Raw genomic sequence first — 24,593 nt, 5'->3', positions numbered from 1 at the left:
TGGGGGAAATGAATTATGAGTCAAGAAGTTAAAACACAAGTTGTTGTCTTAGGAGCGGGTCCAGCGGGTTATTCCGCTGCCTTCCGAGCTGCCGATCTTGGATTAGATGTTACCTTAGTAGAACGTTATTCAACTTTAGGTGGTGTTTGTTTAAATGTTGGTTGTATACCATCTAAAGCATTACTCCATGTTGCCAAAGTAATGGATGAAGCAAAATCATTGACTGAACATGGTATTCATTTTGGTACGCCTAAACTTGAATTAGATAAAGTTCGTGGTTGGAAAGAAAAAGTTATAAACCAACTAACTAATGGGCTTGCCGGCATGGCTAAAATGCGTAAAGTCAATGTTATTCAAGGTGAAGCACAATTCACTGGTAGTCATACTATGGATGTTACTTCATCCAAGGGTATAACTAAAATTACTTTTGATAATGCCATCATTGCCGCGGGTTCAAGACCAATAACTTTACCATTTATTCCACATGAAGATCCTCGTATTTGGGATTCGACAGATGCATTAGCATTAACTACTATTCCTAAAAAACTACTTTTAATGGGTGGTGGTATTATCGGTTTAGAAATGGGGACGGTTTATCATGCATTAGGCTCAGAAGTAGATGTGGTTGAAATGCTTGATCAGGTTATTCCAGCTGCTGATAAAGATGTGGTAAAAATCTTTACTAAACAAATTCAAAAGAAATTTACTTTGAGATTAGAAACTAAAGTAAGTACTGTTGAAGCAAAACATGATGCAATTTATGTCACCATGGAGAAAAAAGATGGAACCATTGAAACTCATACTTATGATGCGGTATTAGTTGCAATAGGCCGTACTCCAAATGGTAAACTAATCAACGCTGAAAAAGCAGGTGTAAATGTGACTGATCGTGGTTTTATCGAAGTAGATAAACAGATGAGAACGAATGTGCCTCATATTTATGCTATTGGCGATATTGTTGGTCAACCGATGCTTGCGCATAAAGGTGTTCATGAAGGTCATGTGGCAGCAGAAGTTATTGCTGGTAAAAAACATTATTTTGATCCAAAAACTATACCATCAATTGCTTATACTGAACCTGAAGTTGCTTGGGTTGGCTTAACTGAAAAAGAAGCTAAAGCAAAAGGTTTAGATTATGAGGTTGCTATATTCCCATGGGCTGCATCAGGTCGTGCGATTGCTTCTGATTGTTCAGAAGGGATGACTAAATTAATCTTTAATAAAGCTGACAATCGTCTTCTTGGTGGTGCTGTCGTAGGGGCAAATGGTGGCGAATTACTTGGGGAAATTACATTGGCCGTTGAAATGGGTTGCGATGCTGAAGATATTGCATTGACCATTCATGCTCACCCAACGTTACATGAATCAATAGGCTTAGCGTCTGAGATTTATGAAGGATCGGTAACTGATTTGCCGAATGCGAAAGCAGTTAAAAAATAGAGACTATTTATTTTATTGTTATCATTGAAATAATGCCGTTAGTTTGCTAACGGCATTTTATTTTTCTAATCAAGATTTCCAATATTTCTAAGTTTACCCGAAATAAGTGTATAACCGTAATAACTTTCAATTTCAATAATCATCTTGCTAAAGCGCTAACTTAATCTTTTAATTATTCATGAAATTATTGTTTATGATTGATTTAAAACTCATTTAATCTTAATAGAAAATTTTGAGGAAAGGGGTTTTTTAATCAAAAATAACCCACTAATTTTAAAATAAATATAAAAAATAACCTTATATTAATGATTATTTGTTTATTACGCTATCAAATCCAATAGATTGAATATATTGTCATACCAAATTCCCATAATTTTCTTGTGATAAAAAATATTTGGCAGGATTTTGCAAATTATTTTTGCATTTTGGTATGCCAATAAATGACATTTATCACATTTTTAGATATTAATGGAATTCCAATTTTGAATGTTGTGAGTAGGATCACAGATTACCTCCCTTATAAGTATTATTTTTTGATTGTCAAAAAATCTCATCTTTCCCCCTAATTGGAGATTGTAAATATGTCTAGAGTAAATGAAGTTATTGATAAACTAGGTAAATTTGCCAATAAATTTAATAGTTTAAGATATATAATGGCAATTAAAGCGGCATTTATTACTTTAATGCCAGTGATAATCGTTGGCGCTTTTGCGGTGCTAATGTCAAATATTGTTTTTGATAAACAAAACGGATTAGCTTATTTTGATTGTTTATCTTTTTTAGCAGTATTAAAGCCCATTGCTAGTAATTTAAATTATGCGACATTGAATTTTCTAACCATTGGCGCTGTGTTTTTAATCGCTATTGAATTAGGACGCATAAATGGTAATAAAACCTTATTTCCTGGATTGTTGGCTATTATATGTTTTATTTCCGTACAACCAACATTTACAGACGTTGTAGTTGAAGGCCAAAAATTTCAAGTAACTAATGTATTAGCACGGCAATTTACTGATACTAAAAGCCTTTTTCTAGGTATGTTTATCGCTATTATATCGGTAGAAATATACTCTAAATTATTAAAAGTAGATAAGCTAAGAGTAAAAATGCCAGATAGTGTTCCATCAAATGTCTCCGCTTCATTTTCAGCACTTATTCCAGCAATAATTACTACTTCAGTCGTAGCGGCTTTTGGTTTTGTATTCTACAAATTAACTGGAATGTATTTGTATGATGCTATCTATATGGTGGTGCAACAGCCGCTTGAGTCTGTCATGCAAAGCCTACCGGGATTATTGTTATTAATGTTTGTCGCACAAATATTTTGGGTTATAGGGATTCATGGTAATCAAATGATAAAACCAATTCGCGAACCCTTATTACTTGGTGCAATAATGGTTAACATGAGTGATTTCGAACAAGGTATTGAGCCAACCAATATTATTACTATGCCGTTTTGGGATGTTTACATGAGTATAGGTGGTTCAGGTTGTACGATTGGATTGTTGATGGCTATTTTTATTGCAATAAAACGCAAAGAAATGAGAGAAATAGCAAAATTATCACTGGGTCCAGGTATTTTCAATATCAATGAACCTGTAATTTTTGGTTTACCAATAATGTTAAACCCGATTTTAGCCATTCCATTTATTATTACACCGTTAATTACTGGCACAATAGGTTATATCGCAACAAGTATTGGTTTTGCAGGTAAAGCCGTGGTTATGGTGCCGTGGACTACGCCACCAATAATTAGTGCTTACTTATCAACAGCCGGATCCTTAGGTGCTGTTGTTACCCAGATCTTCTGTATTATTATTGCTATTTTCATTTATTTACCTTTCCTAAAAATAGCGGCTAAACGTTCTGAAATTCAATCCTAAATTGAATCAACATTCAAGGAGTCAATAATGAGTAAATTAACAATGGATATCCCTAAAAACTTTATTTTAGGCGCTTCAACATCGGCATGGCAAACTGAAGGTTGGTGTGGTAAGAAAGAGAATCAAGATTCATATTTAGATATTTGGTATAAAAACGATCGTGATGTATGGCATGAAGGTTATGGTCCTGCAATTGCTACTGATTTAATTAATCGCTATCAGGAAGAAGTAGATCTAATGAAAAAGGTAGGACTTACACACTATCGAACATCAATTAACTGGTCGCGTTTTTTAACTGACTACGAAAATGCAATTGTTGATGAAGATTATGCTAAATATTATGACGATTTTCTAATAAAAATAGTCGAAAACGGTATAGTTCCAATGCTCTGTCTAGAACATTACGAAGTTCCTGCCGAACTATTCAATAAATATGGTGGTTGGAATTCGAAACATGTAGTTGAACTATTTGTTAAATTTGCTGAAAAAGTTTTTGAACGTTATCATAATACCGTTAAACGGTGGTTTGTCTTTAATGAACCAATTGTCATTCAAACACGAGTGTATCTTGATGCTGAACGTTGGCCTTATGAACAAAATACCAATAAATGGATGCAGTGGAATCACCATAAAAATTTAGCTACGGCCAAAGTTGTTCAGCTATTTCGTCACAAAAATTATCAAGGAAGCATTGGCACTATTTTAAATCCAGAGGTGACTTATCCTCGTTCTTCCTCTAAAGAAGATCAACAAGCTGCGAAAATGTATGATCTTTTTTATAATAGAGTTTTTCTTGATCCGGCTTTTAATGGTGAATATCCTCAAGAGCTTATTGATTTATTGGCTAAACATAAAGTTCAGTGGGATTATACCAATCAAGAACTTGAAATAATTAAAAAATTTCCAGTTGATGAAGTTGCTATTAATTTATATTTTCCTCATCGTGTTAAAGCACCTACAAAACAATGGCACAAAGATGCGCCATTTCATCCCGCGTTTTATTACGAATCCTTTACATTACCTGGAAGAAAAATGAATAAATCTAGAGGTTGGGAAATTTATCCTAAAATTGTTTATGATTTCGCAATGCGAGTTAAACAACAATATAACAATAAATCATGGTTTATTTGTGAAAATGGCATGGGTATTGAAGATGAGCAACGATTTAAAGATGATCAAGGCATGATTCAAGATGATTATCGAATTGATTTTATTTCGAAGCATCTTTATTGGACGTTAAAAGCTATCAATGATGGAGCTAATTGTGGTGGTTATATGCTGTGGGCATTTACAGACAATGTTTCACCAATGAATGCATTCAAAAATCGTTATGGACTAATCGAAATTGATCTTGAACAAAATAGAAACAGAAGGTTGAAGAAATCAGCGTTATGGTTCAAAGATTTATCTAAAACAAGACAACTAACTGTAAATCTAGATGATGAAGATAAATAAGGAGTAAAAGATGAAACAAGTTATTTTTGCCTGTGCCGGTGGTATGTCAACCTCATTATTAGTCAACAAAATAAGAAAAGAAGCACTAGAACGATCGTTAGATTTTGATTTTATAGCAATAAGTGAGCAACTTTTATATCAACATCTTAATAGTGATAGTGATAAAATTATCGCGGTATTATTAGGACCACAAATGAGATTCGCCTTAGATGAGAGCAGAAAACAAACAGAAAAATATGGCATACCAATTGACATTATTGATCCAGTTGCTTATGGTACAATGAATGCTGGTAAAGTTTTAGATCAAATTTTGCAAATGATCGAAGCATAATCATAGGAATTAATACAAACATTAGAATATTCGATTTTAATGTTTGTATTTTTGTAGGAACAGGTGAATGTTAACGGACAATATATCGAATCAATATTCTAAAAAACAGTATCAAGAAATAGCAGAACTATTATTGGATAAAATTAGAATGGATGAATATCCATTAGGTTCTAAATTACCACCAGAAAGAACTATTGCCGATGCCTATGGCGTAAGTCGTACTATTGTTCGTGAAGCGTTAATCGCATTGGAAGTAAAAGGTTTTGTATCGATAAAGCAAAGTTCAGGTATTTATGTTATTAATAAACCTGATTCAAATTATTCTCGAGTACTCGGTCCTTTTGAACTACTACAAGCTAGCCAACTGATTGAGACTAATATTGCTTCTTTTGCTTCTCAGATGATAACCATTGCCAATATAGAAAGCTTAAAGAAAATATTAGAGCAAGAATTGCATGCGACTATGAATAACGAATTCAATAACAATAATGATTTCAATTTTCATCTCAATATCGCCGAAGCAACCCAAAATCAGATGTTAGTGAATTCACTTAAGAATTTATGGGAACACAAACAGAACTCATTTAATTGGCAGCAACTTACTGAACATACTAATACTAAAGGCTATCGACTAAAATGGTATGCTGATCATCAACAAATCTTAGCAGCACTATGTCGTCGTGACAGTGTTGGGGCTTATAAAGCCATGTGGCAACATATTGAAAACGAAAAAAATATTTTAATGAATTTATCTGATAAAACATCTATTGATTTTGATGGCTATATTTTTTCATCGATCAATTTATTTGAAAACTTTATCTAAAATATTAATTAGTATTTTAAAATTAATAATCCAATTAAATAAATCCCCATAGTATTACAAAATATTATGGGGATTATTAAATTGTTCAATAAAACAAATGTTGTTAATTAATTATTTTAAAATACGCCAAGTACTACACCAACTGCTGCGATTGCAGTCAAAATTAAAATAACTTTGGTTGCAGACATCTGTTTAGCTGATACTAACCACCATGCTAATAACACCATGGATAATGGCAGTATTTTTGGAAAGATGCCATCAAGTACACTTTGTAATGATCGCATGCTTTCTCCCATCGGAATTTCTAATACTGAATTAAGTACAATATTACCGGCAGCTAAACCACCAACCACCATAATTCCAAGTATGTTAAATGCGTCGGTGATCCGTTTGACGTTATCACCAATAATATTATCAATTGCATTAACGCCTAATTTATAACCGTAATGGAAGCTAAGATAGGAAATTAAAGGGCCTAAAATACCATAAGATAAAATATAGAAAATAGGGCCTATAGCATTACCTCCTGCTGCCATTCCCATAGCAATTGATAACAAAATTGGCACAATAATACCTTGAATCAATGAATCTCCAATTCCAGCTAAAGGGCCCATTAGTGTCGCTTTAATATTTACAGGTAGTTCTTCTGGAACATTTTTGCCTAAAGCAATCTCTTCTTCCATTGACGCAACAATACCGTTAATAATTTGACCGGTTTGTGGTTCAGTATTATAAAACATAGAATGTCTAACTAATAAACGGCGTTTTGCTTCAGGATCATTCTTATAATATTTTTCGGCAAAAGGGATATAGGAAAAAGCCCACGCATGTGCTTGTAATTTCTCATAGCTCATTGATGATAAATGAGTAAAGCCCCAACGATACCAAATTTGGCGTAATTCTCGTTTTGTTAAACGTTGTTCCTCAATTAATTTATCCATTTTAGTTCTCCTTTTTAGAACAAATCATCATCTTCAAAAACATCTGAATTTGGTGAATTTGTTTCTTTAATTGGTGTTGTTGCCGATTTATTGCTTGCAATAAAGTATAAGTAAGCAACTAAAGCGGAGATGAATACTAGTGCTATCATACTTAACCCTGCAAAAGCTAATAACACGAAACCAGCGAAGAAAAAGATCAGCTGAATTTTCGATTTAATCACGATATTCATAAGCATAGCGATACCTAATGCAGGGAGTACACCACCTAGCACTGAGATAATCTTGGTAATAACTTCAGGAACATTAGCTAATAACCATTCAACTAAACCAGAGCCAAAATAGATCGCTAAAAAGACTGGAACGGCACGTAATAAGAATGTTGTAACTTGAGGATAAAATAGATGATTTAGAACGATACCTCGGGTATTGTTAGTTTCAGCTGCATGTTGTGCTTTATTATTCCAGAACGAGTATAATGCCATTCGAGTATTGTAAAATATCAAACCGAAAGTCTGGCCCAATAAAACCGAAAGAGTTACCGCGACAGCAGGATCTTTAGTTGTGGCAAGTGCTAAACCAATTCCACCATAAGCTGCATAGGTTATTTCACTATTTGTTGCCCCTCCAGTTGATAAATTTGCAATAAAAACAGCTTGTACCGCTAAACCACATAATACACCGGCTTGTACATCACCAAAGGCTAAACCAACTAATAACCCAGCAACTAGTGGCCTACCAACTATATAAAAACCACCTGACATACCAAAAAGCCATGGTGATTCAATCGCGCCTAAGTAACAAAATATCCCTGTTAATAAAGCGGGAATAAAAAGAGTTGTTTCCATAATTTTTCCCTCTAAATATGAAAGTTATAAAGTGTCATATTTCTTTTTCATTACGTTCCAATTTTTAGCTTCATCATCTGGCAACAATTGAAATTCAATTTTAATTCCTTGACTTTCAATGTAATCAAATGCTTTATAATCATTCTCATCAATGGCAACAGTTCGTCCTAATACTTTTGCTCCTGCTCGAGTATTCATACAGCCAATATTTAAAGTTGATGGTAATTTAGCACCCGCTTTTAACAATTTTTCAAATGTTTGTGGTGAATCACTAATTAAAAAAAAGTTTTTATTTGACTCTGTACCTTGTTTTATTTTCTCTACACCTTGTTCTACTGTGTAAATACCAATTTTTAATGTTCCCGCAGCCGCTTTTAATACTCGTTTGCGTAACTCATCTGAAGCGATATTGTCACCCACTACAAGGATGCCATCGACAGGTCTGACTTTTGTCCAACGCGTCATGATTTGACCATGAATAACACGATCATCGACTCTGGTTAATGTAATTGCCATATTTATTCACTCCTATCGTCTCACTAATTAAAAATCTAAATCTTCACTACTATTTTCGGTTATTGGTGCAATGGATATTGAGGCTTGACCTGCTTCCAGAATTGAATTAATAGCTTCATCTATATTGGGCTCATTAATTATTGTTGCTGCTTGAATTAACATTGATAAATTTAATCCAGCCATAAGATAAACTTTATTTGGATTAGCCAGCATATAACGGAAAGTTTCGTTATAAGGTGTACCCCCCATGATGTCACTTAAAACAATGACAACTTCATTTTTCATAGTTTGTTCATCTAACACGGTTGTTAATCTTGAAGAAAAGTCGCTAATTCCCTTATCGTCAAGTTTGACAGAGATAAATTGTGATATATCACCCGCAATCATTTGATAACTTGATAAGATCCCTTCGCATAATTCGCCGTGAGAAGTAACTACTATTTTCATTTGCAAGTCCCTCTTAAAATAATATTTAAATATATATTTACATATTTATTTTTTAAAACAAATATATTAAGAGTTATTTTTAATGAAATGAGATGTTTATCACATATTTTATCTATTTTAGTTGACGATAAATAAATTTTATTTAAAATATGTAATTACATATGAGGTTGAGGTAAAAAACATGAAAAATTATTCTTTACGAGATTTAAGTCGACTTATTGATCACACTAATTTAAAACCAGATGCAACAACGGCCATGATGAAAAAGCTATGTCAAGAAGCTATTGACTACCATTTCAAGATGGTTGCAATCAATCAAGTTCAGTCAAAATTGTGTGCTGAACTACTAAAAGATACTGATGTAGATATTGGTGCAGCGATAGCATTTCCTTTAGGCCAAACAACGATAGAATCAAAATGCTTCGAAACGAAAAATGCAATTGAAATTGGGGCAACTGAAATTGATTACGTAATTAATATTTCTGAATTAAAGGCGGGAAATTTGAATTATATTGAACGGGAAATGTCAGAAATCGTTAAGATTTGTCGTCAATATAATGTTACATCAAAAGTCATTTTTGAAAATTGTTATTTAACCGATGAAGAAAAAATAGCACTTTGCCAAATTGCAGTTAAAGTTAAACCAGACTTTATAAAAACATCAACAGGATTTGGTCCTTCCGGTGCGACACTTGAAGATGTTAAATTAATGAAGCAACATGTAGGCGATGTTGTAAAAGTGAAAGCTGCTGGCGGTATTCGTAATGCCGATACATTTAAAAAGATGATTGCAGCGGGGGCGGAACGAATCGGAACAAGTGCCGGTATTGCAATTATTGAAGAGATAAAAAAAGATTTACAAACAACACAAGCGCAAACAATCAAAATTTAAACTTTAATATTTTTGTTGATTAATATACCCACTTATTAGTGGGTATATTTATTATATTAGCTGGAATGATTTAACTCAAAGATAAATGAATTAATATCACCACGATATTTAGATATTGAATATTCGATTGGAGTTCGATCGTGGCTATATCCAATAGAATGGAAATAGAAAATAGGATCTCCTTCTTCAATATCTAATAAATCACTAGTTGTTTCATCGGCTTTTAATACGTCTAATTTTCGACGTATTTGGAGAATTGGAAAATTCATTTTTTCTAAAACTGAATACAGTTTTTCTTGTTTAAAGTCATTATCTAAAAAATTAGGCAATGCTTTTACTGGCAAATAAGTTGTCACAAGTACTATTGGCTTGTTTTCGGCATAACGTAGACGCACTAATTTATACACAGCATCAAATTCATTGATGTCTAAATGTTTAGCAATATCAACGGTCGCTTTATCCAATTTAAAGGTTAAAACTTTTGTTTTAGGGTGAAGTCCCTTGCGATTCATTTCAGAATCATAACTTTCGATAATATGGGTAAATTCTTGATTAATTTTTTGTTGCTTAACTATTGTTCCTCGACGTTTGCGACGTTCAAGGTATCCATCGTTGACCAAAAACTGAATAGCTTGGCGAACAGTTGGCCGACTGACTTGATAAATATCTGTTAATTCAGATTCTTTAGGAATTAATTGCCCTTCAGCATATTCACCTGACTTGATTTTTTTTAATAAATCTTGCTGAATAAACAAATGGCGTGGAATTTTATTATTAGAATCCATGATGCTTATTTTTAATTATTATATTACTACATATTAATATATTAGTGTAAATATGTAAAACAACCATATTTAACCTATTAAAAAAACTTAATTTTTATTTTTATCCAAAAGCTAATCAAATGCTTTAGCTAATACGCCTAAACCTTGATAATGATATACATCAGTTTGGTAAGCGATTAAAGCCGATTCACCTTTGTGTAAAGTTAATGATTGTGATTCAGTTGATAAGGAGATTTTTCCATCAAGACATAACACAATTAGAGCACTATCTACTTTTTCACTACGCAAATTTTGGTCACTTTTTATGATCTCAAATTTAAAATCATTAACCGGTACGGGAAAATCAATTTTATTATCTTTGATAACTGGTTTAGTTAATAATTGATTTAACGCCATACTTTCAAAATTAGTATTATTAATTAGTTCTAAACTATCAATATATTTATGGGTGAGGCCAGCTCTTAATACATTGTCGGAATTAGCCATAATCTCTAGGCCGGTACCAGATAGGTAGGCATGCGGTGTTTTGGCTGATAGAAACATAGCTTGTCCTGGTTTCAGTTCAATTACATTTAATAATAATGGCATGAATAAACCAATATCATCAGGATAATCTTTAGCTAGAGTCTTAATGGTTAAATAGGGTTCGTCATTAAAAGTACTGATTTTCATCAAAAGCTGTTTAATTAACGCGGTCTTTGTTTGAGTTGGAAGAGTTAATAAGTATTCAAAAAAATGTTTTAATTGGTCAGGATGACGGTTGTTTTTTAATTGTGATATTGGGATAGTTAAATCGGATAAGGCAATTTTTTCAAACAACATGATAATTTCATCAATAGCACGGAATGAACGCATAGCTTTGAATGGAGTTAATGCATAAATAAGTTCAGGCTTATGATTGGGATCTTTATAATTTCGATTGGGTGCATCACTAGCAATATCTAGTTGGTTCTCTTTTGCAAAGCCAATTTTGGCATTTTCCAATGTTGGGTGAACTTGAATAGATAATGCTTTGTTTGCTGAAAGAATTTTGAATAAAAAGGGGAGTGAACCAAAATGCTGAAAGGTTTTATTACCTAAAATTTGCTGTGGATTGTCTTTTATTAACTTATCAAGCCTTATTTTACCTAGCTTTTCATCAATTGCTAAAGAGCAACCAAGTGGATGCATGCCCATCCAAATTTCAGCCATAGGTTCCGACGTCGGATTGGGAATAGCAAATAAATTGGTTATGCCATCGATACTCCCCCAATCATAGTGTTTGATAGTATTGTCTAGTTTCCATATAGTTTGGTTCATTTTCGCATCCTTTTAAAATTTTTTATCACAGTAATCTCCACCGGATATAACATAACTATACACTTGATATAATAACTTTCAATCAGTAATAAAAAACATTTCAGAATTCACTTATTAATCTGATTTTTAAGATATTAATTTAGATTAATCAATAAAAGTATTTTGATTTTATACCAATAACTTAATGCTTATCTTAGTAGTAAATGTCATTTATTTCTATCGGCTAAGAAAAAGGGGGCAGCTATTTCATTAGCAGTCAGTTTAATCATGATTATAGATTCTGTTTTCGCGATTGGTTTTAATAATATTCGCCTTTGAAATATTACTATTTTGTTCAGATAAAAAAGGGTATAGACAGAGTTATTTTTCTTAATGACTTTATAGTTATGATAAATCCCAATAGCTATTTGACTTTAAGCAATCAGGCTATGGGAGATAGATCATAAAATTAAATTATGGAATGATTAATGTGTTTAGCGAGATTTATCACTTTAAAAATCATTTTTCACTAAAAAGTGAAAGCTTTAATTAATATGGTTTTGCTTGATTTATTTTTGAATATCTAAAAATATTAAATCGTTTTGAAACTAATAAATAGAAAAATCGCTGATACATATAATCATTATTTAAAGAGACAATTAATTATTTAATACCAATATGTTGTTATTCATTGATTAATTTAGCTTCGTCATAAATAAGTAGGAACTGTATTTTACAGGCAATTAAGTATATAATGCCGAGCTAATTCATTTAATCATTAGCAAAAATACAGAGTTATGAAACCTTCAATTATCAGTAAGTTGGAAACGCTACAAGAGCGTTATGAAGAGGTTCAAGCATTACTATCTGATGCAGCGGTTATAGCCGATCAAAACCGATTTCGTACCCTTTCAAAAGAATATGCACAGTTAACCGATGTGGTTAAATGCTTTGCTAATTGGAAGCAAACACAAGAAGATATTGAAACTGCCAAAATGATGCTTTCTGATCCGGAAATGAGTGAAATGGCTCAAGAAGAATTAAACGAAGCATTAAGCCAAGTAGAGCAGCAAGAAAAACAATTACAAGTTCTATTGTTACCTAAAGATCCAAATGATGATTATAACTGTTTTGTTGAAGTGCGGGCTGGTACTGGTGGTGATGAAGCGGCTATTTTTGCTGGTGATTTAGCGAGAATGTATACTAGATATGCTGAATCTCGCAATTGGCGTGTCGAAATCATGAGTTCAAATGATGGAGAACATGGCGGATATAAAGAAGTTATCATGTTAGTAAGTGGTGATGGTGTATATGGACAGTTAAAATTCGAATCTGGTGGTCATCGAGTCCAACGTGTACCAGAGACTGAATCACAAGGACGAATTCACACTTCGGCATGTACTGTTGCTGTTTTACCAGAAATTCCAGAGGCTGAAATGCCAGAAATCAATCCTGCAGATTTGAAAATTGATACTTATCGATCATCAGGTGCTGGTGGTCAGCATGTTAATACTACCGATTCAGCAATTCGTATTACCCATATTCCAACTGGAATTGTAGTTGAATGTCAGGATGAACGTTCACAGCACAAAAATAAAGCTAAAGCGATGTCAGTATTAGCTGCCCGTATTCAAGATGCTGAAATGCGTAAACGTCAACAAGAGGAAGCGTCAACCAGACGTAATTTACTCGGTTCAGGTGATCGTTCGGATCGTATTCGAACTTATAACTATCCTCAAGGCCGAGTTACCGATCATCGTATTAATCTTACTATTTATCGTCTAGATGAGGTCATGGAAGGTAAATTGGATATGTTGATTGAACCAATTGTACAAGAATATCAAGCAGATCAACTTGCAGCTTTATCGGAACAGGATGAATGACCTATTTACAATGGCTTAAATCTGCATCACAAACTTTAACCGACAGCGAAAGTCCAAAACGTGATGCTGAAATTTTATTAAGTTTTGTCACACATAAAACACGTACCTTTTTGATGGCTTTTAGTGAAACATTATTAACTGATGATGAACTAATTGCTTTAGATGGCTATTTAAAAAGACGTCAAGAAGGGGAGCCCATTGCCTATATCACTGGAGAAAAGGAGTTTTGGTCATTGAAATTTAATGTTTCAAATTCGACCTTAATTCCAAGACCTGATACAGAAAAAGTTGTTGAACTAGGTTTAGAATATTTGCCGAAAGTCCCTTGTGAAGTTTTAGATTTGGGAACAGGAACTGGTGCTATTGCTATTGCTATGGCAACTGAGCGACCAGATTGTTTATTTACTGCAATTGAGAAAAATAAAGATGCTTTGATTTTAGCCCAAAAAAATGCCAATCAAATAGGCGTAAACAATGTTTATTTTTTACAGGGTGATTGGTATAAACCAATTAAAAATCGTAAATTCTCAATGATCACTAGTAATCCACCCTATATCGAGCCAACTGATATTCACTTATCTCAAGGTGATGTTCGCTATGAACCTAGAAGCGCCTTAGTTTCTGAGGATGATGGCCTTGCTGATATTAAAGTCATTATTCAAGGGGCAACCAAGCATTTAAATCAATATGGTTGGTTGCTTATCGAACATGGCTGGAAGCAGGGTTTAGCGGTACAAACTATTTTTAAACAACACGGATTTCAATTAGTTGAAACCATCACCGATTATAGTGGCAATGACAGAGTCACCCTAGGTCGTTGGTTTAAACCTTAACTAGGAATAAATTTATGATTAAACAAAAAAGAGTAAAAGTTGGTAATATTACGGTAGCAAATGATTTACCCTTCGTTTTATTCGGCGGCATGAATGTGCTTGAGTCTCGCGATTTAGCAATGAGAATATGTGAGCACTACGTAACGGTAACCGATAAATTAAATATTCCTTACATTTTTAAGGCTTCTTTTGATAAAGCGAATCGTTCATCCATTCACTCTTATCGAGGGCCTGGATTAGAAGAAGGAATGAAAATATTCCAAGAATTAAAACAGCAGTTAGGGGTTAAAATTATTACTGACGTTCATACTGAAGAACAGTGTCAACCTGTGGCTGATGTTGTTGATGTTATTCAATTACCGGCTTTTTTAGCAAGACAAACTGATTTGGTTGTTGCAATGGCTAAAACAGGTGCTGTAATTAATGTTAAAAAACCCCAATTTGTTAGCCCTGGCCAAATGGGTAATATTGTCGAAAAATTTGAAGAAGCAGGTAATGACCAAGTGATTCTCTGTGATCGTGGTAGTTGTTTTGGTTATGATAATCTAGTTGTTGATATGCTCGGTTTTAATGTCATGAAAAAAGCCAGCAATGGCTCGCCAGTAATTTTCGATGTTACCCATGCTCTACAATGTCGTGACCCAATGGGCGCAGCATCTGGTGGTCGTCGTGGTCAAGTTACTGAGCTTGCTCGTTCGGGAATGGCTGTTGGTATTGCAGGACTATTTTTAGAGTCTCACCCAGATCCGAGTAGTGCAAAATGCGATGGTCCTTCCGCATTACCATTAGCAAAACTTGAACCTTTCTTAAAACAGATGAAAGCAATTGATGAATTAGTGAAAAGTTTTGAAGAATTGGATACCGAAAATTAAAACAACTGTTTTCATTTTTATCTAAATCAATTATCAAGAGAAATGTTATACATTTCTCTTTTTTATTATTTGTTTATTATTGTTTTTATTCAGATATATATATTTTATAAGTTGGTTCCTTTTAAATTTTTTGGTTGAAGAATAATTAATTTTTTGTGTAAAAAAAGTGAGGGTGATTTTACTTTTAAAAGTTAAAAATTAATTTTTTTGGTGATTTAGATCACGGATTTAGATTAATTAATTTGCGAACTAAAATATGTTTATGCATTATAAAAATGCATATTTATCCTATTTCCACCTTAAGTATGTTTCATAAATGTTGTCTAGATAGCAATTCAAAGCAGTAATACATTCAGTTTGACTTATAAAAACCAATTAAATATTAGGGAATTTTGTGGTCAGTTACACAGTATAATTTTAGGGAAGCAACTATGAATCATAATAATTTACCGATTTTACCTTATCGTTTTAATCTTTTTACTAAGCTTTTTTTATCTATTACCGTGTTAACCTGCATATGTCCTGCACAAGCAGAATATACTAATGATTTTATTGATGATGCGTCATTAACTGGTCATGTATTTTTCTGGAATCGTGATCGCGAAAGAAAAAATCTTGTTGAACATAAATATGAAAAAAACCTCAGACATTCGTCATTTAATACTAATTTAGATTTTAAGTCAGGTTATATCGCTGATCGACTCGCTATTGAGTTGGGCGGTTATGGTGCTTGGGAAGTCAGTAATGGCGGTAAAGGGCATCCGAATGAAATTGGTTTTAGTGGTGCGAAAACACGTTGGGATGAAGATTGGAAAAAAGATGTCAGTGGCTTAAGTTTTTATAAAGCGCAACTTAACTTTAAGATTGATGAATTGTTTTGGGTCAAAGCTGGTTATATTCAACCTTCTGGGCAAACTTTACTAGCTCCACACTGGAGTTTATTACCCGGTACCTATCGTGGAGTAGAACTTGGTAGCGTTATTGATTTTGACGATGCGGGTGCTTTATCTATGTCCTATATGTGGGCGGATAAGTACAAAGCACCTTGGTATAAACGTCTTTATGAATTCAAACGTTGGCAAAATGGTAAAAAAATCGATTTTTTACACTCAGCCGGTATGAAATATGATTTTAAGAATGATCTTGTACTTGAAAGCGCCTTTGGCCAAGCACAGAATTATATGAATCAATTTTTTGCTAAAGCTTCTTATAAAACGGATGTATTAAATAGTCCATTAACAATGAGTTATCAGTTTTATGGCGCTAAAGACCAATCTCATAAAGGCGCCAATGTTTATGATGGTTTAGCGTGGTTACAAGCAGCTACTTTAGGTTACCAAGTTGGTCCTGTTGGTTTACGACTTGAAGGTGTGTCTGTAAAAGCAGAAGGGGAGCAAGGATTCTTTTTACAACGTATGACGCCCGATTATGCCTCATCTAATGGGCGGTTAGATGTTTGGTGGAATTCACGTTCTGACTTTAATGCCAATGGCGAAAAAGCGGCATTTTTTGAGGTCACCTATGATCTAGGCCATTTAAACCATTATTTAACAGGTTGGAAAACCGGCGCATCTTATGCTTATGGTTGGGATGCTAAACCAGATTCAAAAGCAAAAAATCAAAAAAATCGTTTAGTAGAATCGGCTTATAATTTTGATTTAGGTTATACCATTCAAGATACATGGGCTAAGGATACTTCATTCCAATTACACTATACCAAATATAACAACCATGAAAGTCATATAAACAGCTGGGGTGGTGGATATGGCAATATTTTCCAAGATGAACGCGATATCAAATTTATTGTTACTTTCCCTTTCACCATTTTCAATGCTAAACAAAAATAGGTAACCGATATGAAAAAGTTTAAATCAGCTATACTTGCTACTTCAATCACATCATTATTAACTCTAGGAGCCAGTCAATCAGTTAATGCTTCACAACACATAGTTGATACGATGAGTTCACAACTGCGTTTAAATTATCAAATAGTCGATAATAATGCCGTTAATGATGGGGTAGATTGTGCTGCATTAGGTGCAGATTGGGCTGCTTGTAACAAAGTTACTTTAACGCTTAAAAACACTGGCCCAGCAATAACAAGTAAAGATTGGGCAATCTATTTTCACAATATTCGAATGATTTTAGCGGTTAATAATGACCAATATAAAATTACCCACGTCACCGGCGATTTACATAAATTAGAACCAACAGATAGATTTACCAATATTTCCGCCAACTCAGTAGTAACTATTCCATTTATTGGTGAATATTGGCAAATAAGTGAAAGTGATGTGATGCCTCGCTGGTATGTAACTTCAACTGATGCTAAACCTAAAATAATTGCCAACACCAATACTGATTCTGATAATTTGTCGGCATTTGTGGCTCCATTAGGTGAACAATGGAAGATATCACCTAATGATCATAATATATTAATGACCCCAAAAAACCGCTATCAACGTAATAATGATATTCAAAAAATTGATGCTGATTTATTAAAAGGTCAAATTTTACCAACACCAGTTAAATTAACGGTTGGTAAAGAATCTATTACCCTAAATCAAAGTGGTGTTAATCTCATACTTAATGGCTTAGCAAAACCAAGCCAATTAGTGTTAGAAAATCATTTCAAACAATTAAATATTGCTGTGACAAAGCAAGGGTTCAAAGTCAATGCATCAATTGATAAAACTGCATTTGAAAAAGGTGTAAATGGCAGTTATAAACTAGATATAACCCCACAAGGTGCAACTATCGTGGCATTTGATGAAAGTGGGATTTTTTATGCTGTAGAATCGATATTATCGTCAATAACAGTTAGTAAACCGCAAATTATTAACACACTTTCAGTTGAAGATGCTCCTCGTTTTGAGTATCGGGGTATGATGCTAGATATCGGTCGAAACTTTAAAAGCAAAAAAGCGGTATTACAGTTACTTGATATGATGTCAAAATATAAGATGAATAAATTCCACTTCCATTTAAGTGATGATGAAGGGTGGCGAATTGAGATTCCCGGCTTACCAGAACTCACTGATTTTGGTAGTAAACGTTGTCATGATTTAACTGAAAAGCAGTGCTTATTACCGCAACTTGGATCTGGGCCAAACAGTGATAATAATGGCAGTGGCTACTTTACTCGCGCAGATTATATCGAAATTGTTAAATATGCCAATGCGCGATTTATTGAAGTTATTCCAGAAATCGACATGCCAGCACATGCCAGAGCAGCTATTTTGTCAATGGAAGTGAGATATCAACGCTTAATGAAGCAAGGAAAAACCGAAGCTGCGAATGAATATCGATTACTTGATCCTACAGATACTTCGAATACTACTACGGTGCAATTCTACAATCGCCAAAGTTATCTAAATCCATGTTTAGATTCTTCGAAAAAATTTGCTAATAAAGTTATTAGTGAAATTGCCAAAATGCACGTTGAAGCTGGACAACCGATTTCAACATGGCATTTTGGTGGTGATGAAGCGAAAAATATTCACTTTGGTAATGGTTATCAAGATATCCATGTAGCTAAAAAAGAGGCTGGTAAAGGCTTAATAGATCAAAGCGTTGAAGATCATCCATGGGCAAAATCACAAGCGTGCCAAACTTTTGTTAGTAATGGTGTTGTGGAAAATATCGAGCATTTGCCAAGTTATTTTGCTATCGAAGTAAGTAAAATCATCAAAAATAATGGTATTAATCGCATGCAAGCTTGGCAAGATGGCGTAAAATTTGCTACCAATGCAAAAGCTTTTGCCACTGATGATGTTGTTGTCAATTTCTGGGATAACTTATATTGGGGAGGATACGATTCAGTCAATGAGTTTGCCAATAAAGGCTACAGAGTGATAGTTTCAAATCCTGATTATGTCTATTTAGATATGCCTTATGAAGTTAATCCTAAAGAAAGTGGCTACTATTGGGCTGCGCGTTTCAATGATGAACGCAAGATTTTCAGTTTTGCACCGAATAATTTACCACAAAATGCTGAAACTTCGTTCGATCGCAATGGTGACGCTTTTGCAGCCAAAGGTACTATGGATTGGCCAGGAGCCTATGGATTATCAGCACAAATCTGGACTGAGAATATTCGTACAGAAGATAAAATGGCTTATATGATCTATCCAAGATTGCTTAGTGTTGCAGAGCGTGCATGGCATAAAGCTGATTGGGAAACCAATTATCAAAAAGATCGCGAATTTGAAAAAGGTAAAACAAAATATGTTGATCAGCAAAAACTGCTAAATGATTGGAATCAATTTGCTAATTTAATTGGCCAACGTGAGTTAACTAAATTAGATCTTGCAGCTATTGACTATCGTTTACCATTACCTGGTGCCAAAATTGAAAGCGGTAAATTAATTGCAAATGTTGTTTTTCCGGGCTTAACTATCGAATATTCGACAGATCAAGGTAAAAATTGGTATTCGTACAATGGCCCTGTAGCGATAAATAACAACGCTTCGGTTTCGCTTCGTACTGCAACGGCTGATCACAAACGAACTAGCCGTGTTGAACAACTAAATTAAATGTTAACACTATTCTTATCCGTCTGGTGGCGGATAAGAATAGTCATAATTAACAGTTGATTATTTATTAATGAATGGTCTCGCTAACGTCATCTTCATCGAATTGGTCATCACTACCATCTTCAAAATAGGTTCCCCAACCGTCATAATTAACACCAAATTGGTTTGCCAGAGTTATAATTTCGGCGATTTGAGCATTAATTAATTCCGCATTTAACGGACTTTCAGTAATAATATCAAAACCAATTACCACATTACCTGCATCGTCAACATCTTCATCAGGGTCGGTTGCTTCATAGCCTAATTTATAAGCTTCAACAGCGACTTTTTCTAGTTTATCAAAGTCTTGTGATGAAATATGATGTTCAATAATATACAGAGCATGTGGATCACTTCCATCTTCTAAAAGTTCTTGAATAATAGCTAGCGTATCTTGCTGAGCAAGCAGAATTTGATCTTTCATAATATACCTTTTAGTGGTCGTGCAAATTGTGTGGTATATTACACGTTTAAAAATAATTTTCGAGAAAAAAGTGATTGTTGACTTACATTCGCACACAACTGCATCAGATGGAATTTTAACGCCAAGTGAACTGGTCAAAAGAGCTGCTGATAATCAAATCAATATGCTAGCGATTACCGATCACGATACTATCAAGGGATTGCTAGAAGCGAAAGCGACCATAGCACGAGATAATTTGCCGGTTAAATTAATCTATGGGGTTGAATTGTCAACAATGTGGAAGAATAATGAAATTCATATTGTTGGTTTGAATATCGATATTCAAAATTCTCACTTGCTTGAATTATTAACTGCACAAGAACAAAGTCGTATTGATAGAGCAATCAGTATTAGTGAAAAATTAGCTAAAGTAAGCATAGACAATGCTTATGAGCAAGCTCAACAATTTTCTAAAGGTGATATTGTATCTCGAGCTCATTTTGCGCGCTTTTTAGTCGCTAATAATTATGTTAAAGATATTAAACGAGCATTTAAAAAATATCTAGGTAAAAGTGGTTATGCTTATGTTCCTGCCAAATGGTGCAGTATTGCTGATGCGGTTAATGCGATACATGCGGCAGGTGGACAGGCGGTTTTAGCTCACCCGACACGCTATGATTTGACCTTAACTAAACTAAAATTATTAATTAGTGAATTTAAATCATATGGTGGTGATGGTATTGAAGTTTCTCAGAGTCGCCAAACTCAAGATGATTTACAACGATTAGCAAAACTGGCTAATGAATTTGAATTACTTGCGTCACAAGGTTCGGATTTCCATGATTTGCTTAATTATCTTGATCTTGGTAAAACTACACCATTGCCTGGTAGCGTTACACCTATTTGGCAGAACTGGATATAATAAATATATTGAACTAAAATAGTATCAATTAGCGCTATAAACCGTGATGAAAAAGCCCTTTCCTCACATTTTTTTAACCTGCTGTCAATAAAGAAGAATATTATGAGCCAAACTTTTTATATTCATCCTGATAACCCTCAAACAAGGTTATTAGATCAAGTCGTCAAAATATTAAATGATGGTGGCGTTATTGCTTTTCCTACTGATTCAGGTTATTCGCTAGGTTGTTTACTTGATAATAAATATGGTGTAGATCGTATTTGTCAAATCCGTAATCTGGATAAACACCATAACTTTACCTTAATGTGCCGTGATTTATCTGAGCTTTCTTCTTATGCTTTTGTTGATAACACCACCTTTCGATTATTAAAAAATAATACCCCAGGTAAATATGTTTTTATCTTACAAGCGAGCAAAGAAGTACCACGACGTTTGATGAATGAAAAACGTAAAACAATTGGATTGCGTATTCCTGATAATAAAATTGATTTAGCGCTTCTTGAATTATTGGGACAACCTTTAATGACAACTACGCTTATTTTACCTAATGAAAACGAAGCTCAATCTGATCCCGAAGAAATTGAAGATAAAATTGGTCACCAACTAGATGCTATCGTTCATGGTGGTTATATTAGTGAACAGCCAACAACCGTGATTGATTTAACTAACGATTATCCAGATATTATTCGTCAAGGTAGTGGTGATATCAAACCATTCGAGTAAACACATTAATAACATATCAATGAGTCATTGAGTTAACAAATGATACCTGAGAAGGTAACAGTGAGGATTATATGAAACAAAATAGATCTGCATTTTCCAAAAAACAACGTGGAGCAGATAAACTAATTGAGCAAGAAAGTGATATCGCTCGTAAAAAAAATACCAAATTAAGCCAAACGTCGAATCGTAAAAGTTCACAATCAGATAATACTGAAAAATTACAAAAAGTATTAGCCAACTTAGGCAATGGTTCACGTCGTGAAATTGAAGCTATGATTGTGGCCGGAAAAATTAGTGTTGATGGCAAAATCGCGACTTTAGGTGATCGCGTAGATGTCAATGCTAGTCCAAAAATTCGTATCAATGGTCATTTAGTTCAGTTAAGAAGTAAAGAAAAAGAGGTTTGTCGTGTTCTAGCTTATTATAAACCTGAAGGTGAAATTTGTTCTCGAAATGATCCACAAGGGCGAGCAACAGTGTTTGAGCGATTACCTCGCTTAAAAAACGCACGCTGGATTAACATTGGTCGACTTGATATAAATACCTCGGGTTTATTGCTATTCACAACGGATGGCGAATTGGCAAATCGCCTAATGCATCCACGGCATGAAATTGAACGTGAGTATGCTGTTCGAGTATTTGGTAATATTACCGATCAACAACTTAATCAACTTCGCAAAGGCGTTCAGTTAGAAGATGGGCCAGCTGCATTTAACTCAATTAAACCTCAAGGTGGTGATGGATTGAATCAATGGTTTAATGTCGTTATTACCGAAGGTCGCAATCGAGAAGTCCGCCGTATGTGGGAAGCAATTGATGTTCAAGTTAGCCGTTTGTTACGCATTCGTTATGGTAATATTACTTTACCAAAAGGTTTATCTCGTGGCACATGGATGGAATTAGGTATTGATTCTGTTAATTATTTACGTGAGTTAGTTGGTTTACCTGCTGAAATAAAAAGCTTTACAACCAAATCTTCCTCTGACAAACGGATTGTTAGACCAAAACGTATTAAACTCAATCAGAACAGCAGAACTGCTCGTCAAAAGGTAAATAAAAAACCAACTCGAATTTAACATTTTGCTGACCCTTAAGTAAAATAATTACTTTATTTAAGGGTTAAAATCATCCCATCGCATTTAATCTAATCATTTTATAAATCCTAATAAATCAGTTAATAGCATTAATTGTTAATAATTAACAAATAACAATTTGATATTAGCAAAAAAGGTTAATAAATACCTTCAAGTTTATAATAAACTCAGCTGACAGTTTTTCTTTAAACTGATAATAAATAGCCATTTTTAATAAAAAGATGGAAATATAGAGTAATGAATGGAACGTTTTGAAAGGTGATTTATGCGCACGATTATTGCTATTTTTTGTATATTTTTATTAACGGCATGCCACACTCGAACAGCAGAAGATGCATTTAAGGAAGGCCGCTATATAGAAAGTATCAATCTTTTAACTGCCAGTTTGGATGAAAAAGGGCCTGCAAAGTTTGATCAAGAGGATGTTAAGCGCCTACAAACTATTGTTAGTAGTGTAATGCAGTTTTACGAAAAAGACCTAAATCACTTCCATAAATATGATTATCCACAAAAAATAGATGCATATAAGCATTTATTAACTATGAAAGAGATATTAAGTAATCGCTTTTACTCTGATCAGATCAGTTTTTTCAATGACAAGTATGACATTAGGCAATTAAAACAAACGCTTGCTAAAGAATATTATGATTATGGTAATTACATCACAGGCACTGACAGTGAAAGTTATCGAACAAAAGCTGAATTATATAAAAATAGTTTGTCATACGACAATTATAAAAATGCCGCTACTTTATATAAAAATGCCAATACCAAATATATGCAGATGGCTGCCAAAAGTTACTATGAGCAAGGAAAACAATTCGAACAACAAGGAAACTATAAAGCTGCCGCTCAAGCTTTTAATCAAGCTTCATCAATACATAAGCCATTAGGTAAATATAAAGATAGTGACAAACGCGCGATAGATAATGACAAAAAATATGCTACCCAGCAGGCCGAAGAAGCTTACCGAGAAGCCAAACAACTCGCAATGAATGCGACAAAGCGTTATGAATATCGGGAAGTAGCCAAGTATTATGCGCGAGCTGCATCTATTTATCGGCCATATGGACAATATTTTGATGCAAGTTCATTAGCTGAAACTTATGAGAGAAAAGGAATAATTAAAGTATATTGTTATTCTTCTTATTTCATTGATGAAATAAGAAACCGATTAAATGCGAATTATATTAAATTTGTTAACTACTCTCGAGATGCAGATATAGATATAAAAATAGATTATGACGATGATTTTGTCTCTCATGGAAAATCTGTAGAAAACGAAACTAAAATTGAAAAAATATTTGATAAATATGTTGAAGTTGAAGATAAAGATGGCAATAAAACTCAAGTAAAAACCTATAAAGATCAAAGATATAATTTGCAAACGGTAACGCATAGTAACAAATTAACCTTTACAACCAGCATTGAGGCTCATGGCATCTATAGTTATAGTAAATCCTTTAAGGTTGAAGAAACCTCTTTTAAATATGACTATATTTATAGTGGTGATGTGCCAGCAAGATTTTATAATCACAGTAATGGTCGATTAAAATCGAAAGATGAATTATATACACAAGGAAAAAGAAATCTATTAACTCAAGTAAACTCAATATTAGACAATATTGCTAAAGATCTATCATACCTATAATG

The 24,593-nt window shown here is 33.8% G+C and carries 22 protein-coding genes; 15 read left to right on the top strand and 7 right to left on the bottom strand.

Features of this window, described 5'->3' with window-relative positions; genetic code table 11:
• Positions 1-15: 15 nt before the first annotated feature.
• From lpdA to AC5LWZ_RS08790, 5 genes are all read left to right on the top strand, one after another.
• A complete protein-coding gene (gene lpdA / locus AC5LWZ_RS08810; protein WP_110447564.1) occupies positions 16-1,440 on the top strand; it encodes a dihydrolipoyl dehydrogenase in 1,425 nt (474 codons plus the stop codon).
• 581 nt (positions 1,441-2,021) lie between these two features.
• Entirely contained in the window at positions 2,022-3,323 is a 1,302-nt protein-coding gene (locus tag AC5LWZ_RS08805; protein ID WP_110447565.1) for a PTS sugar transporter subunit IIC, read from the top strand.
• Between the two features lie 27 nt (positions 3,324-3,350).
• Positions 3,351-4,778, top strand: a complete 1,428-nt coding sequence (locus AC5LWZ_RS08800) for a glycoside hydrolase family 1 protein (protein WP_493463508.1) — start codon at positions 3,351-3,353, stop codon at positions 4,776-4,778.
• 10 nt (positions 4,779-4,788) lie between these two features.
• Positions 4,789-5,109: a PTS sugar transporter subunit IIB gene (locus AC5LWZ_RS08795; protein ID WP_110447567.1), complete on the top strand. Its 321-nt coding sequence runs from the start codon at positions 4,789-4,791 to the stop codon at positions 5,107-5,109.
• 67 nt (positions 5,110-5,176) lie between these two features.
• Positions 5,177-5,932 (top strand): GntR family transcriptional regulator, encoded by a 756-nt coding sequence (locus tag AC5LWZ_RS08790; protein WP_110447568.1) that lies wholly within the window; start codon positions 5,177-5,179, stop codon positions 5,930-5,932.
• A gap of 116 nt (positions 5,933-6,048) precedes the next feature.
• Here the strand turns inward: AC5LWZ_RS08790 and AC5LWZ_RS08785 are convergent, their stop codons facing one another.
• From AC5LWZ_RS08785 to AC5LWZ_RS08770, 4 genes are read right to left on the bottom strand one after another with little or no spacing between them, the layout of a single operon-like run.
• A complete protein-coding gene (locus AC5LWZ_RS08785; protein ID WP_086359482.1) occupies positions 6,049-6,873 on the bottom strand; it encodes a PTS system mannose/fructose/sorbose family transporter subunit IID in 825 nt (274 codons plus the stop codon).
• 14 nt (positions 6,874-6,887) lie between these two features.
• Complete coding sequence (locus AC5LWZ_RS08780; protein WP_110447569.1) at positions 6,888-7,718, bottom strand: PTS mannose/fructose/sorbose/N-acetylgalactosamine transporter subunit IIC; 831 nt, start codon at positions 7,716-7,718, stop codon at positions 6,888-6,890.
• A 24-nt stretch (positions 7,719-7,742) separates the two neighbouring features.
• Entirely contained in the window at positions 7,743-8,234 is a 492-nt protein-coding gene (locus AC5LWZ_RS08775) for a PTS sugar transporter subunit IIB (RefSeq protein ID WP_110447570.1), read from the bottom strand.
• 27 nt (positions 8,235-8,261) lie between these two features.
• Positions 8,262-8,681: a PTS sugar transporter subunit IIA gene (locus AC5LWZ_RS08770; protein WP_110447571.1), complete on the bottom strand. Its 420-nt coding sequence runs from the start codon at positions 8,679-8,681 to the stop codon at positions 8,262-8,264.
• 181 nt (positions 8,682-8,862) lie between these two features.
• On the opposite strand from AC5LWZ_RS08770, the gene deoC reads away from it, so the two are divergent.
• Positions 8,863-9,573: a deoxyribose-phosphate aldolase gene (gene deoC, locus AC5LWZ_RS08765; RefSeq protein ID WP_493463507.1), complete on the top strand. Its 711-nt coding sequence runs from the start codon at positions 8,863-8,865 to the stop codon at positions 9,571-9,573.
• 56 nt (positions 9,574-9,629) lie between these two features.
• Here the strand turns inward: deoC and AC5LWZ_RS08760 are convergent, their stop codons facing one another.
• A complete protein-coding gene (locus AC5LWZ_RS08760) occupies positions 9,630-10,358 on the bottom strand; it encodes a GntR family transcriptional regulator (RefSeq protein ID WP_198200316.1) in 729 nt (242 codons plus the stop codon).
• A gap of 111 nt (positions 10,359-10,469) precedes the next feature.
• The gene (gene manA / locus AC5LWZ_RS08755) at positions 10,470-11,657 is read right to left on the bottom strand and encodes a mannose-6-phosphate isomerase, class I (RefSeq protein ID WP_493463506.1); all 1,188 of its coding nucleotides are present in this window, start codon (positions 11,655-11,657) and stop codon (positions 10,470-10,472) included.
• Between the two features lie 776 nt (positions 11,658-12,433).
• Between manA and prfA the strand changes: the two genes are divergently transcribed.
• The 5 genes from prfA to AC5LWZ_RS08730 all read left to right on the top strand — a co-directional run bounded on the left by prfA (position 12,434) and on the right by AC5LWZ_RS08730 (position 19,759).
• Positions 12,434-13,519 (top strand): peptide chain release factor 1, encoded by a 1,086-nt coding sequence (gene prfA / locus AC5LWZ_RS08750; RefSeq protein ID WP_086359489.1) that lies wholly within the window; start codon positions 12,434-12,436, stop codon positions 13,517-13,519.
• Positions 13,516-14,352, top strand: a complete 837-nt coding sequence (prmC, locus tag AC5LWZ_RS08745) for a peptide chain release factor N(5)-glutamine methyltransferase (protein ID WP_065579243.1) — start codon at positions 13,516-13,518, stop codon at positions 14,350-14,352. Before prfA ends, prmC begins: the two co-directional genes overlap by 4 nt.
• A gap of 17 nt (positions 14,353-14,369) precedes the next feature.
• Complete coding sequence (gene kdsA, locus AC5LWZ_RS08740; RefSeq protein ID WP_110448040.1) at positions 14,370-15,224, top strand: 3-deoxy-8-phosphooctulonate synthase; 855 nt, start codon at positions 14,370-14,372, stop codon at positions 15,222-15,224.
• 431 nt (positions 15,225-15,655) lie between these two features.
• Positions 15,656-17,071: an OprD family outer membrane porin gene (locus AC5LWZ_RS08735; protein ID WP_493463505.1), complete on the top strand. Its 1,416-nt coding sequence runs from the start codon at positions 15,656-15,658 to the stop codon at positions 17,069-17,071.
• Between the two features lie 9 nt (positions 17,072-17,080).
• On the top strand, positions 17,081-19,759 hold the full coding sequence (locus tag AC5LWZ_RS08730; RefSeq protein ID WP_493463504.1) for a beta-N-acetylhexosaminidase: 2,679 nt from the start codon (positions 17,081-17,083) through the stop codon (positions 19,757-19,759).
• 67 nt (positions 19,760-19,826) lie between these two features.
• Here AC5LWZ_RS08730 and rraB read toward each other — a convergent pair whose 3' ends face one another.
• Positions 19,827-20,222 carry a ribonuclease E inhibitor RraB gene (gene rraB / locus AC5LWZ_RS08725; RefSeq protein ID WP_110447577.1) on the bottom strand — a complete coding sequence of 132 codons (396 nt, stop codon included), beginning with the start codon at positions 20,220-20,222 and terminating at the stop codon, positions 19,827-19,829.
• Between the two features lie 28 nt (positions 20,223-20,250).
• On the opposite strand from rraB, the gene rnm reads away from it, so the two are divergent.
• From rnm to AC5LWZ_RS08705, 4 genes are all read left to right on the top strand, one after another.
• Positions 20,251-21,123 carry an RNase RNM gene (gene rnm / locus AC5LWZ_RS08720; RefSeq protein WP_493463503.1) on the top strand — a complete coding sequence of 291 codons (873 nt, stop codon included), beginning with the start codon at positions 20,251-20,253 and terminating at the stop codon, positions 21,121-21,123.
• 102 nt (positions 21,124-21,225) lie between these two features.
• Positions 21,226-21,846, top strand: a complete 621-nt coding sequence (locus AC5LWZ_RS08715) for an L-threonylcarbamoyladenylate synthase (protein WP_086320192.1) — start codon at positions 21,226-21,228, stop codon at positions 21,844-21,846.
• Positions 21,847-21,917: 71 nt separating this feature from the next.
• Positions 21,918-22,922, top strand: coding sequence for a 23S rRNA pseudouridine(2605) synthase RluB (gene rluB, locus AC5LWZ_RS08710; RefSeq protein WP_493463502.1), 1,005 nt, complete (start codon positions 21,918-21,920; stop codon positions 22,920-22,922).
• A 283-nt stretch (positions 22,923-23,205) separates the two neighbouring features.
• Positions 23,206-24,591: a hypothetical protein gene (locus AC5LWZ_RS08705; protein ID WP_493463501.1), complete on the top strand. Its 1,386-nt coding sequence runs from the start codon at positions 23,206-23,208 to the stop codon at positions 24,589-24,591.
• Positions 24,592-24,593: the final 2 nt, after the last annotated feature.

Source organism: Gilliamella sp. LMG 34362, from assembly GCF_984569125.1.
The sequence above is the reverse complement of the archived record's forward strand: the minus strand, read 5'-3'. Positions and strand labels throughout refer to the sequence as shown.

Bases quoted from the DNA above. Each gene is read 5' to 3' on its own strand.
- AC5LWZ_RS08715 (WP_086320192.1), top strand. From the start codon at position 21,226: ATGAGCCAAACTTTTTATATTCATCCTGATAACCCTCAAACAAGGTTA.
- AC5LWZ_RS08730 (WP_493463504.1), top strand. From the start codon at position 17,081: ATGAAAAAGTTTAAATCAGCTATACTTGCTACTTCAATCACATCATTA.
- rluB (WP_493463502.1), top strand. From the start codon at position 21,918: ATGAAACAAAATAGATCTGCATTTTCCAAAAAACAACGTGGAGCAGAT.
- AC5LWZ_RS08790 (WP_110447568.1), top strand. From the start codon at position 5,177: ATGTTAACGGACAATATATCGAATCAATATTCTAAAAAACAGTATCAA.
- rraB (WP_110447577.1), bottom strand. From the start codon at position 20,222: ATGAAAGATCAAATTCTGCTTGCTCAGCAAGATACGCTAGCTATTATT.
- AC5LWZ_RS08770 (WP_110447571.1), bottom strand. From the start codon at position 8,681: ATGAAAATAGTAGTTACTTCTCACGGCGAATTATGCGAAGGGATCTTA.
- prmC (WP_065579243.1), top strand. From the start codon at position 13,516: ATGACCTATTTACAATGGCTTAAATCTGCATCACAAACTTTAACCGAC.
- AC5LWZ_RS08785 (WP_086359482.1), bottom strand. From the start codon at position 6,873: ATGGATAAATTAATTGAGGAACAACGTTTAACAAAACGAGAATTACGC.
- AC5LWZ_RS08705 (WP_493463501.1), top strand. From the start codon at position 23,206: ATGCGCACGATTATTGCTATTTTTTGTATATTTTTATTAACGGCATGC.
- AC5LWZ_RS08780 (WP_110447569.1), bottom strand. From the start codon at position 7,718: ATGGAAACAACTCTTTTTATTCCCGCTTTATTAACAGGGATATTTTGT.
- deoC (WP_493463507.1), top strand. From the start codon at position 8,863: ATGAAAAATTATTCTTTACGAGATTTAAGTCGACTTATTGATCACACT.
- AC5LWZ_RS08795 (WP_110447567.1), top strand. From the start codon at position 4,789: ATGAAACAAGTTATTTTTGCCTGTGCCGGTGGTATGTCAACCTCATTA.
- lpdA (WP_110447564.1), top strand. From the start codon at position 16: ATGAGTCAAGAAGTTAAAACACAAGTTGTTGTCTTAGGAGCGGGTCCA.
- prfA (WP_086359489.1), top strand. From the start codon at position 12,434: ATGAAACCTTCAATTATCAGTAAGTTGGAAACGCTACAAGAGCGTTAT.
- AC5LWZ_RS08760 (WP_198200316.1), bottom strand. From the start codon at position 10,358: ATGGATTCTAATAATAAAATTCCACGCCATTTGTTTATTCAGCAAGAT.
- AC5LWZ_RS08735 (WP_493463505.1), top strand. From the start codon at position 15,656: ATGAATCATAATAATTTACCGATTTTACCTTATCGTTTTAATCTTTTT.
- AC5LWZ_RS08775 (WP_110447570.1), bottom strand. From the start codon at position 8,234: ATGGCAATTACATTAACCAGAGTCGATGATCGTGTTATTCATGGTCAA.
- manA (WP_493463506.1), bottom strand. From the start codon at position 11,657: ATGAACCAAACTATATGGAAACTAGACAATACTATCAAACACTATGAT.
- AC5LWZ_RS08800 (WP_493463508.1), top strand. From the start codon at position 3,351: ATGAGTAAATTAACAATGGATATCCCTAAAAACTTTATTTTAGGCGCT.
- AC5LWZ_RS08805 (WP_110447565.1), top strand. From the start codon at position 2,022: ATGTCTAGAGTAAATGAAGTTATTGATAAACTAGGTAAATTTGCCAAT.